9 protein-coding genes are annotated in these 11,392 nt (G+C 42.8%); 8 read left to right on the top strand and 1 reads right to left on the bottom strand.

Annotation, left to right across the window (positions count from 1 at the left end):
• Nucleotides 1–222 precede the first annotated feature (222 nt).
• The 8 genes from KH943_RS06430 (at nt 223) to KH943_RS06395 (ending at nt 9,322) form a co-directional block, all read left to right on the top strand.
• Nucleotides 223–1,401: a D-alanyl-D-alanine carboxypeptidase family protein gene (locus KH943_RS06430; protein WP_304109143.1), complete on the top strand. Its 1,179-nt coding sequence runs from the start codon at nt 223–225 to the stop codon at nt 1,399–1,401.
• A 113-nt stretch (nt 1,402–1,514) separates the two neighbouring features.
• Nucleotides 1,515–1,811, top strand: a complete 297-nt coding sequence (gene ybeD / locus KH943_RS06425) for a DUF493 family protein YbeD (RefSeq protein ID WP_281773116.1) — start codon at nt 1,515–1,517, stop codon at nt 1,809–1,811.
• Nucleotides 1,812–1,903: 92 nt separating this feature from the next.
• Nucleotides 1,904–2,578 (top strand): lipoyl(octanoyl) transferase LipB, encoded by a 675-nt coding sequence (gene lipB, locus KH943_RS06420; protein WP_304109140.1) that lies wholly within the window; start codon nt 1,904–1,906, stop codon nt 2,576–2,578.
• Entirely contained in the window at nt 2,578–3,567 is a 990-nt protein-coding gene (gene lipA / locus KH943_RS06415; protein ID WP_304109139.1) for a lipoyl synthase, read from the top strand. Before lipB ends, lipA begins: the two co-directional genes overlap by 1 nt.
• Nucleotides 3,568–3,618: 51 nt before the next feature.
• Nucleotides 3,619–4,461, top strand: coding sequence for a PhzF family phenazine biosynthesis protein (locus tag KH943_RS06410; RefSeq protein ID WP_304109138.1), 843 nt, complete (start codon nt 3,619–3,621; stop codon nt 4,459–4,461).
• 144 nt (nt 4,462–4,605) lie between these two features.
• Nucleotides 4,606–6,066, top strand: a complete 1,461-nt coding sequence (gene tldD, locus KH943_RS06405; protein WP_304109135.1) for a metalloprotease TldD — start codon at nt 4,606–4,608, stop codon at nt 6,064–6,066.
• Nucleotides 6,067–6,130: 64 nt separating this feature from the next.
• The gene (fmt, locus tag KH943_RS06400; protein ID WP_304109133.1) at nt 6,131–7,084 is read left to right on the top strand and encodes a methionyl-tRNA formyltransferase; all 954 of its coding nucleotides are present in this window, start codon (nt 6,131–6,133) and stop codon (nt 7,082–7,084) included.
• 240 nt (nt 7,085–7,324) lie between these two features.
• Nucleotides 7,325–9,322 carry an OPT family oligopeptide transporter gene (locus KH943_RS06395; protein ID WP_304109130.1) on the top strand — a complete coding sequence of 666 codons (1,998 nt, stop codon included), beginning with the start codon at nt 7,325–7,327 and terminating at the stop codon, nt 9,320–9,322.
• Between the two features lie 459 nt (nt 9,323–9,781).
• Here the strand turns inward: KH943_RS06395 and glnA are convergent, their stop codons facing one another.
• On the bottom strand, nt 9,782–11,209 hold the full coding sequence (gene glnA, locus KH943_RS06390; RefSeq protein ID WP_304109127.1) for a type I glutamate--ammonia ligase: 1,428 nt from the start codon (nt 11,207–11,209) through the stop codon (nt 9,782–9,784).
• Nucleotides 11,210–11,392: the final 183 nt, after the last annotated feature.

The raw sequence follows: 11,392 nt of genomic DNA, 5'->3' as shown, positions 1-11,392 counted from the left end.
TGGATGTATCAAAAAGTGCAGCTCGTCAGTTAGGTATGCATGGCACAGGCAAAGACAAAGTGAAAGTTGCCGTGTTAGACAAAAACAAACGCTCAGAATTAGTCGAGAAGAGTTAATTTAAGCAGTTTGTTTCAATTGATTATAAAAAGGGGTTGTTGAGTGTTCAACAAGCCCTTGATTAGTTTATAGAGATTCTCAATCCAACGTTATCGGACACTTTATATGAAAAAAAGATTATTAAAACTTGCTGGCCTTTCTGCCTTAATCCTTTCTTCAACTGCTTTGGCGGATGCTAACACGGATTTTGGCATTGCTGCACCGCAATTGAATGCTCAAACTTACATTTTAATGGATTACAACTCTGGTGCGGTATTAGCGAGTTTTAATCCCGATCAACGTCAATATCCTGCCTCGCTAACTAAAATGATGACCGCTTATGTTGTGGGTGAAGCAATCAAACAAGGTAAAGTACACAATAGTGATGTTTACACCGTGAATGAGAATTCGTGGGCACAAAAATTCCCAGGTTCATCATTGATGTTCTTAGACTTGAATAAACAAGTGACTGTAGGCGAGTTAATGAAAGGCTTAATCATCGTTTCAGGTAACGATGCAGCAGTAGCTTTAGCAGAGCATACGTCAGGATCGCAAGCTTCTTTCATTGATGAAATGAATAAGCATGCTCAACGTTTCGGCTTACAAAATACGCATTTTACCACCGTGCACGGTTTAGATGACCCAAATCAATACTCTTCTGCACGAGATATGGCAATTATCGGCACTCACGTAATCCGTGATCAGCCAGAAGAGTACAAAATTTATGCAGAAAAAGAGTTCCAATATAACGTGAAAAAACCACAGCCAAACCGTAACGGTTTATTGTGGGATAAAACCATGAACGTGGATGGAATGAAAACAGGGCATACCGATAAAGCAGGCTATAACTTGGTAGCGTCAGCGACCAATTCAAATACGCGCTTGATTTCTGTGGTAATGGGCGTGCCGACTTATAAAGGTCGTGAAGTGGAAAGCAAAAAATTACTTCAATGGGGTTTTGCGAACTTTGAAACGGTGAAATCTCTACCAGCAGGTAAGGCGGTAAAAGAAGAGAGTGTGTACTACGGTGACGTAAACAAGGTACAATTAGGTTCTGTGCAAGATAGTTTTATCACGATTCCAAAAGGCAAAGCGGGCGAGCTTAAAGCACGTTATGAATTAGACAATAAAGGCTTAGAAGCCCCACTAACGCAAGGTCAAGTCGTCGGCAAAGTGATTTACCAATTAGATGGCAAAGATATTGCTTCAACACCACTTCAAACCTTACAAGCCGTGGGTGAAGCGGGTATTTTTGGTCGTGCGTGGGACTGGGTGGTACTCACTGTGAAGAGTTTGTTTAACTAATCAGCTCTTGCAACTGAAAATTTAGCCCTTATATAGGCACGCAACAAGCGGTAGGATTTTTGCAAAAGTTTGCCAAAATCTTACCGCTTCATATATTAAAGAGAGGAAAGAATATGACAAATAAAACTGTAAACTTACAAGATTTACCCCAAGCGAAATTAAAAGACTTACTTGAATTTCCGTGTGATTTCACTTTCAAAGTTGTAGGCACGCATCGCGATGGTTTAGTGGATGATGTAGTCGCTGTGACTCAAAGTCACGTAAAAGGTGATTATACACCTCGTGAACAGCGTAGCAGCAAAGGCACTTATAATTCGGTTTCGATTGATATTGTGGCTGAACACATTGGTCAAGTAGAAACCCTTTATGAAGAACTTGCGAAAATTGAAGGCGTAAGAATGGTACTTTAATGAATTTCTTTTATTGCGGAGAATAAATCTCGTGAGATTTCCCTCTCCCATAAGGGGAGGGGAATTAATATTTTTATCTCAAAATCCCCACTATGAACACAAAACTGATTATTCGCCAATTGGGCGTGCAACCTTATGAAAAAATCTGGCATAAAATGCAGGATTTTACTGACAACCGCACCGAAGAAACTGAAGATGAAATCTGGCTGGTGCAACATCCTAGCGTTTTCACACAAGGTTCAGCGGGCAAGCCAGAACACCTCATTCATCAAACTAATATTCCTGTCGTGCAATCGGATCGAGGCGGGCAGATTACCTATCACGGAATTGGGCAGCAAGTGATGTATGTACTGATCGACATCAAACGCCTAAAAGCTCAGGGGCACGACGTTTCTGTACGTGATTTAGTCACCGCTCTTGAGCAATGTGTGGTGAAAACCTTGGCGGATTATGGCGTGGAAAGCTACCCAAAACCAGATGCACCAGGGGTTTATGTGGAAGGGCGAAAAATTTGCTCATTAGGACTTCGTATTCGTAAAGGTTGTTCGTTCCATGGGCTAGCACTTAATATCAATATGGATTTATCACCGTTTCACAATATCAACCCGTGCGGTTATGCGGGGCTTGAAATGTGCCAATTAAGCGAATTGAACAATCAGAACGATTTAACCTGTGAGGATGTCTCCCCAAAATTGGTCGCCCACTTTGCCACGATTTTAGGCTATAATGTGCAACAATTTATTAACAACGAGGAAAACGAATTTTAATGACAACGGCAACCAATACGCCTGCGAAACTCGCCCCGTTTAAAATGGAACGCGGTGTGAAATATCGTGATGCAGCGAAAACCTCTGTTATCCAAGTCCGCAATATCGACCCAGACCAAGAGTTACTTAAAAAACCGAGCTGGATGAAAATTAAACTGCCAGCAAGTTCGGCAAAAATCGACAGTATTAAAAACGGGATGCGTCGCCACGGCTTACACTCAGTGTGTGAAGAAGCTTCTTGCCCTAACTTGCACGAATGCTTCAACCACGGCACGGCAACCTTTATGATTATGGGGGCAATTTGTACCCGCCGCTGCCCATTCTGCGATGTAGCACACGGCAAACCGCTTCCGCTTGACCCAGAAGAGCCACGTAAAGTTGCTGAAACGGTGCAAGATATGAGACTTAAATATGTGGTAATTACTTCGGTAGACCGAGACGACTTGCCAGACCGCGGTGCAGCCCACTTTGCGGCAACAGTGCGTGAAATCAAGGCGTTAAATCCAGAGTGTAAAGTGGAAATTCTTGTTCCAGACTTCCGTGGACGGGTCGAACAAGCGGTTGCAATTTTGAAACAAAATCCACCTGATGTGTTCAACCACAACTTGGAAAATGTGCCACGCTTATATCGCGAGGTTCGTCCTGGGGCAGATTATCACTGGTCGCTCGAATTGCTTAAAATCTTTAAAGAAGAGTTCCCAGATATTCCAACTAAATCGGGCTTAATGGTCGGTTTAGGCGAAACTAACGAAGAGATTTTGGAAGTAATGCGTGATTTACGTGCTCAAGGTGTAACGATGCTCACCGTTGGGCAGTATCTTCAACCAAGTCGCCACCATTTAAAAGTTGAACGCTACGTGCCACCTGAAGAGTTCGATATGTTCCGTGCTGAAGCCGAAAAAATGGGCTTTGAACACGCTGCTTGCGGACCATTCGTGCGTTCATCTTACCACGCTGATCTGCAAGCTAAAGGTGAGATAGTGAAGTAAATTTTAAGATGCTGCATAGATTTGTAGCATCTTTTCTTTTTAGGAGAGAAAATGTCTCGTCAATATGCGTTTAAATTGGTTAATGTCTTTGCTGAAGAATATTTTGGCGGTAATCCACTTGCTGTTTTTCCTGATGCGGAAGGCTTAACTGAACAAGAGATGCAACAAATTGCGAAGCAGTTTAATTTAAGCGAAACTGTCTTTGTGCTCCCATCAAAAAGTGTTGTAGCGGATCTGCGTATTTTCACCCCTTATTATGAACTCCCTTTAGCAGGGCATCCGACAATTGGTGCTGCTTGTGTCCTTCAAAAATTACGCAATTTGCCTGAGCAATTCTCTTTAAACACTAAAGCGAAAACCATAGCGATTCAAGCTAAAAATCAGTGTGCAGAAATGGCTATTCGCGGTTTTGACATCAAAACGAGCTCAGCCAGCCTACAAGAATTGGCTGAGATTACAGGACTTAGCACACAGAAAATTGCATCTCAAGCTTATTGGTTAAACAGTGGTTCTCCACATTTGTTTTTACAACTTTCGAATAAAAATGCACTTGCTGAGGTTCAAATAAATGCCAAATTACTTGATCAGCTTTGCCATCGGGAGCAGCAACGTTCGGTAATGTACCTTTGGTATGAAGAGAATGAAACTGTATATTCTCGATTATTTTATACAGATAATGGTACGGTAATGGAAGATAGCGGTACGGGTTCTGCCTGTGCGAATTTAGGTGCGTATTATCTTTCTTTAAATCAATATCCATTACAACGTCAGATTTTTCAAGGCGATTATATGGGTAGACCGAACCGACTTTATTTAAAACTCGATCAGCAGCAGACTATTTATGTTGGCGGGCAAGTTATTGAAGTGGGAGAGGGACAATTTTCTCTGCCGTAGCCTTTAAGTAAACATCTTGCTTCCATATGAAGTAAGGCGTTTTTTCTTGTTGAGAGTAATTATTCTCCTCAGAAATCCCCCCATCAAGCGGTCGAATTTATGCTAAAATTCGCAAAATTTTTTCCATTTTAATTCGGAATTTCTATGTTAAAACAAGTCTCAGAAAGCTTACTTGCCCCAAGTGGCGTGGAGCTTTTACACCTTTCTCAAGTATTAGATCACTTCTCTAGCCGTCAAATTGACTATGCGGATCTCTATTTCCAACTCAGTCAAGATGAAAGTTGGGCGTTGGAAGATTCCATTATCAAAGAAGGTGGCTTTTATATCGACCGCGGCTTTGGCGTGCGTGCTGTCTCAGGCGAGAAAACGGGCTTTGCCTATGCTGACCAAATCGGCTTGAGCCAGCTCAATCAATGTGCTGAAGCGGCACGTTCTATCAGCAGCGAAAGCGGTCAATTATTGGTAAAAAATTTCAAAGAAACGACCGCTTGCCAGCGTTATGCAGCAATCAATCCGCTTGAAACTTTAAGCCGTGAGCAGAAAGTGGACTTACTGCACTTAGTTGATAAAGTGGCTCGTGCCGAAGATCCTCGAGTGGTGCAAGTGAATGCGAATGTATCGGCGATTTATGAAGAGATGTTAGTCGCTGCAACTGATGGCACGTTAGCGGCAGATATTCGCCCGCTGGTGCGTTTGTCAGTATCGGTATTGGTGGAGGAAAATGGCAAGCGTGAACGTGGCTCATCCGGTATGGGCGGTCGCTATGGCTTAAATTTCTTCTTAGAGCCACACATCATCAACGGCGAAATGGTTGGCTACAACCGTGCGGAATATTTAGCGAAAGAAGCGGTGCGAATGGCGTTAGTGAACTTGGGCGCAATGCCTGCTCCTGCGGGAACAATGCCAATTGTACTCGGTGCGGGCTGGCCGGGCATTTTATTACATGAAGCGGTTGGACACGGACTGGAAGGCGATTTCAACCGTAAAGAATCTTCGTTGTTTACAGGCAAAATTGGTGAGTTAGTGACTTCACCACTTTGTACTATTGTCGATGACGGTACAATCCAGAATGCCCGCGGTTCAATGACGGTTGATGATGAAGGCGTGCCTTCTCAACGTAATGTGTTGATCGAAAACGGCATCTTGAAAGGCTATTTGCAAGACAAGCTCAATGCCCGTTTAATGGGCGTGGCTCCAACAGGCAACGGCAGACGTGAATCTTATGCCCACTTGCCAATGCCACGAATGACGAATACTTACCTTACCGAAGGCAACCATGAATTTGACGAGATGATCGAATCGGTCGAATACGGCATCTACGCCCCGCATTTCAGCGGCGGACAAGTGGACATTACCTCGGGCAAATTTGTGTTCTCCACCGCAGAAGCTTACTTAATTGAGAAAGGTAAAATCACTAAACCTGTAACGGGCGCAACTTTAATCGGTAGCGGGATTGATGCGATGCAACAAGTTTCAATGGTCGGCAAAAAAATGGAAATCGACCCAGGTATCGGTACTTGTGGCAAAGAAGGGCAAAGCGTGCCAGTGGGTGTCGGACAACCAACAGTGAAATTGGATAAGATTACCGTGGGGGGAAGGGGGTAAAAGCCTTTTGACTCCTTTCCATTTTAGTCATGCTAACTATTATTTACTTAATAATATTAAATATATGTCAAAACTAAATATTATCTTTGCGGGTACGCCTGATTTTGCAGCCCAACATTTACAAGCACTGCTTGATTCAGAACACAATGTCATCGCCGTTTACACCCAGCCAGATAAACCTGCGGGACGTGGCAAGAAACTGCAAGCAAGCCCCGTAAAACAGCTTGCCGAAGTACATAATATTCCTGTTTATCAACCAAAATCATTACGTAAAGAAGAGGCTCAAGAAGAATTAAAAGCCTTGAATGCGGATGTGATGGTCGTAGTGGCTTACGGCTTAATTTTACCAAAGGCAGTGTTGAATGCCCCAAAATATGGCTGTCTGAATGTGCACGGTTCTATTCTTCCACGTTGGCGCGGGGCTGCTCCTATTCAACGTGCAATTTGGGCAGGCGACAGCCAAACGGGGGTAACCATTATGCAGATGGACATTGGCTTAGACACAGGTGATATGTTGCACAAAGTATACACCGATATTTTGCCGACCGAAACATCAGCTTTGCTCTATCAAAAACTGGCTGAGCTTGCACCACCTGCATTGTTAGAAGTATTAAACGGGCTAGAAAGCCAACAATTCAAGCCTGAAAAACAGGACGACAATTTAGCAAACTATGCCGAAAAACTTACTAAAGAAGAAGCAAAATTAGACTGGAATTTGCCCGCTTGTCAGCTGGAACGCAATATCCGAGCCTTCAACCCAGCCCCAATTGCATTCTTAACCGTGAACGTAAATGGCAATGAAGAACGAGTAAAAGTTTATCAAGCTAATGTATTGCCACATCAAGAAAAAGCCCTTGGCACTGTGATTGCTTTCGACAAAACAGGTTTACAAATTGCGACTCAAGATGGCGTATTGAATATTATCCAACTCCAACCGCAAGGCAAAAAACCGATGTCAGTACAAGATTTCTTAAACGGACGAGCAGATTGGTTTAAGGTGGGTGAGCAGTTGGTTTAAGCATAAAAATGGTCGAATTACTCGACCATTTTTATATTAAGGCTATTGAATGTTTCTATTCTTATAATTACTCTCAATAATATCCTGATAGATTTAGGTGATATTATCTGTACTTACTTTATTTCCCAGCACAAAATTTTTTCATTACTAAAATTTGGGATATTTTCTTTAAACAAGGCTTGAAAAATCTAGCATTTTCTGCGAAGGTAACTCCGTTTATTTTTGATAAAGGAACGCATTATGCATAATGATAATTTGAAAGAGCTAACCCTGCGGGGGATGGTGTTGGGGGCGTTAATAACGGTGCTGTTTACCGCATCAAACGTCTATCTAGGGCTGAAAGTAGGGATGACCTTTGCATCTTCCATTCCTGCTGCAGTGATTTCTATGGCGGTGCTGAAATTCTTTAAAGATTCCAGCATTCTTGAAAACAATATGGTACAAACACAGGCGTCTTCTGCGGGAACGCTGTCGTCCGTGATTTTTGTGTTACCAGGTTTGTTGATGATGGGCTATTGGCAAGATTTTCCATTCTGGCAAACAATGTTGATTTGTGCCGCAGGTGGTACATTAGGCGTGTTGTTTACCATTCCGCTTCGTCGTGCAATGGTCGTGAATAGTGATTTACCTTATCCTGAAGGCGTGGCTGCGGCAGAAATTCTCAAGGCGGGCAATCACGGAGAGGGCGATAGCGGCGTGAAAGATATTGCTTACGGTGGGATTTTTGCGGCAACGGTCGCCTTTTTTACTAATGGCTTACGCATAGTGGCAGATGGTGCAAGTGCGTGGGTAAGCAGTGGTAAAGCCATGTTCCAACTACCGATGGGCTTCTCATTGGCGTTAGTCGGTGCGGGTTACTTAATCGGTATCGTAGGCGGTTTGGCGATGTTGCTGGGTGTAGTCCTTACTTGGGGCGTTGCTGTGCCGTATTTTACCGCACACGCAGATATTGCAGCGGATGCGAATATGGTGGATGTAGCAATGACGGTTTGGAAAACCAAAGTGCGTTTTATCGGCGTGGGAACCATTGGGATTGCAGCCATTTGGACGTTGTTAATTTTGATGAAACCGATGATTGAAGGGATGGTGCATTCGTTCCGTATGTTAAAAGGCAATGCGGGCGAATCGGTGGAACGCATTGATATCGACCTTTCGCCAAAAACGATGATTTATATCTTAATCGCAACGGTTGCTTTGATTGTGATTTCACTCTATCACTTCATCGCCGTTGCTCCAATTTCACCAGAGTTAGCGGTGTTATTGGTGGTGGTTTGTACCTTCTTAGCGGTCTTTATTGGCTTCTTCGTCGCGGCTGCTTCAGGTTATATGGCGGGCTTAGTGGGATCATCTTCAAGTCCAATTTCAGGCATCGGGATTATTTCGGTGATCGTGATTTCGTTGGTGTTAGTGGCTATCGGTAACTCTGCAGGTTTATTTGAAACGGTAGATGGTCAGAAATTTTTGACTGCTTTAACGCTCTTCACCGCATCTATCGTTTTGACTACCGCGACTATTTCAAACGATAACTTGCAAGATTTGAAAACAGGCTTGCTCGTTCACGCGACACCTTGGAGACAACAAGTTGCCTTGATTATCGGCTGTTTCGTCGGTGCGTTAGTAATTGCCCCAGTGCTTGAAATTCTCTACCACGCTTACGGTTTTAGCGGTGCGTTGCCTCGCCCTGATATGGATCCTGCACAAGCGTTATCTGCACCACAAGCAACGATTATGACCACCATTTCACAAGGGATTTTCTCGAACAAGCTGGGATGGACTTACATTTTAAGCGGTGTGGGTTTAGGTGTCGTGTTGATTGTGATTGATGCATTCTTGAAAAAAATCAGCGACAAGAAAATCGGCTTGCCAGTGATCGCCGTGGGTATCGGTATCTACTTACCACCATCAATCAATATGCCTGTAATTATTGGGGCATTTTTAGCGTGGTTCATTACCCGTCATATCGCAAACTATGCAAAACGCACGGGTAATAAAGAAGTGGCTGCTAAAGCAGAACGTTTCGGTACACTCTTTTCTGCGGGCTTAATTGTAGGCGAAAGTTTGATGGGTGTGGTGTTAGCGTTTGTGATCGCTGCTTCCGTTAGTTCAGGTGGCTCTGAAGCACCACTTGCCTTAAATCTTGAAAACTGGGAAGGCACGGCGGAAGTGCTTGGATTAGCGATCTTCCTCTTTAGTTTATTCTTATTTGCTAGCCGCGTGTTGCGAGCGAAGAGAGCGTAATTAGGATTGATTATTCAAAAATATAGCTGAAAACGCCTGTTTATACTGAATATAAACGGGCGTTTTTCTATATGTTTATTATGCAAGTATGGGGTAGTGCTTATTTTTGCTAAACCTGCGCAACATCCCCCTAAAAAGCAAGATAAGTTCCTTTTCTTGCTTTTTTCATTTAATGATACAGCAATACATACAGAGTGATATTGACCAGTCGCCAAGAAATTAATCAAGTCAAAATAAGTGGCTTGTTTGTAACAAAATGGATAATTAGGAGTCGTTTTAGGGCTACGAGCGAATCGTACTAAAAGAGACTGTTTTAAGAAATAGAATTTATGAGGATTATAAGTTCTAAATTTAAACCCTCTTTAAAGTTGATTTAAAGAGGGTTTTTGTTTGTGTTTTTGCAATTTATTTTGCGAGCTTACACAAGCGGTTAATTTTGCTTGTCATTTTGTAAAAGAATTAAGCGTAGTACATCTCAAATTCCACTGGGTGTGGAGTCATATTTAAACGTTCTACTTCTTTACGACGAATGCCGATGTAGGCTTCGATAAATTCTTTGCTGAATACGCCACCTTGGGTTAAGAAGTCGAAATCTGCCGCTAACGCATCTAACGCTTCACCTAACGAACTAGCTACCGCAGGAATTTCTTTTAACTCTTCTGGCGGTAAATCGTAGAGGTTTTTATCCATAGCATCGCCTGGGTGGATTTTGTTGATTACACCGTCAAGACCTGCCATTAACAATGCTGCAAAACATAAGTATGGGTTTGCTAATGGATCTGGGAAACGTGCTTCTACGCGAGTCGCTTTCGGGCTAGTTACCGCAGGAATACGGATAGATGCCGAGCGGTTACTTGCCGAGTAAGCTAATAACACAGGGGCTTCAAAGCCGGGTACTAAGCGTTTGTATGAGTTGGTTGATGGGTTGGTAAACGCATTCAACGCTTTAGCGTGTTTGATGATACCGCCGATGTAGTAAAGTGCTGTTTCAGATAAGCCTGCGTATTTGTCGCCCATAAACACATTTTTACCATCTTTGCTCAATGACATATTACAGTGCATACCTGAGCCATTGTCGCCTGCGAATGGTTTTGGCATAAAGCACGCAGTTTTGCCGTGTTCAAGTGCTACGTTTTGTACCACATATTTATAGATTTGGGTTTCGTCTGCTTTTAAAGTTAAACTGTTGAATTTAGTTGCGATTTCGTTTTGACCTGCGGTTGCCACTTCGTGGTGGTGTGCTTCAATCACTAAGCCCATCTCTTCCATAATTAAGCACATTTCAGAACGAATATCGTGTGCAGTGTCGATTGGTGCAACGGCACAGTAGCCACCTTTTTTCAATGGACGGTAAGCATTATTGCCGTTTTCATATTTGCGATTGGTGTTCCACATCGCTTCCACATCATCAATATGATAAGAAACGTTTTGCGGATCGGTTGAGAAACGCACATCATCAAATAAGAAGAATTCGGGTTCTGGGCCGAACATTACGCTATCTGCGATCCCTGTGGATTTTAAGAAGTTTTCTGCACGAATTGCGATAGAACGCGGATCGCGGTCGTAACTTTGCATAGTGTTAGGGTCGTAGATGCTACAGCGGATAGAGAGGGTAGGGATTTGGGCGAATGGGTCAATAACAGCGGTTTCAGGGATTGGCATTAACAGCATATCTGCTTTGTTGATAGCTTTCCAGCCTTCAACTGATGAGCCGTCGAACATCTTGCCTTCTTCGAAAAGATCTTCAAGGTCGTCAGCAACAAGGCTTACAGGTAAAGAAACACCGTGCTCCTTGCCCTTAATATCGGTAAATCGTAATAAAACGAATTTGATTTCGTTTTCACGAATCATTCTTGCAACGTTTGCGATTGCATTAGTGTTTGACATTTGGCTTCCTCATTAAATACACAACGTGAAATAAAGTAAAATAATAACATTTCTCTTCACTAAATAGTGAGATTTTCATTAATAAAAGCAGAAAATTTCCTTTAATGAGATGAGCGATGTTAGAATTTATGCAATAAAAAGATAATCATTACGCAAGTTGTATGAAATAAAAGCAAATAAATA

Origin of the sequence: Haemophilus parahaemolyticus (genome assembly GCF_018373095.1) — a bacterium.
In the GTDB taxonomy this organism is placed as follows: Bacteria; Pseudomonadota; Gammaproteobacteria; order Enterobacterales; family Pasteurellaceae; genus Haemophilus_A; species Haemophilus_A parahaemolyticus_A.
This window is presented reverse-complemented; position numbering and strand designations above follow the sequence as displayed.

Coding starts and splice junctions, on each gene's coding strand:
- lipA (WP_304109139.1), top strand. CDS start 2,578: ATGACAACGGCAACCAATACGCCTGCGAAACTCGCCCCGTTTAAAATG.
- KH943_RS06395 (WP_304109130.1), top strand. CDS start 7,325: ATGCATAATGATAATTTGAAAGAGCTAACCCTGCGGGGGATGGTGTTG.
- tldD (WP_304109135.1), top strand. CDS start 4,606: ATGTTAAAACAAGTCTCAGAAAGCTTACTTGCCCCAAGTGGCGTGGAG.
- ybeD (WP_281773116.1), top strand. CDS start 1,515: ATGACAAATAAAACTGTAAACTTACAAGATTTACCCCAAGCGAAATTA.
- glnA (WP_304109127.1), bottom strand. CDS start 11,209: ATGTCAAACACTAATGCAATCGCAAACGTTGCAAGAATGATTCGTGAA.
- fmt (WP_304109133.1), top strand. CDS start 6,131: ATGTCAAAACTAAATATTATCTTTGCGGGTACGCCTGATTTTGCAGCC.
- KH943_RS06430 (WP_304109143.1), top strand. CDS start 223: ATGAAAAAAAGATTATTAAAACTTGCTGGCCTTTCTGCCTTAATCCTT.
- lipB (WP_304109140.1), top strand. CDS start 1,904: ATGAACACAAAACTGATTATTCGCCAATTGGGCGTGCAACCTTATGAA.
- KH943_RS06410 (WP_304109138.1), top strand. CDS start 3,619: ATGTCTCGTCAATATGCGTTTAAATTGGTTAATGTCTTTGCTGAAGAA.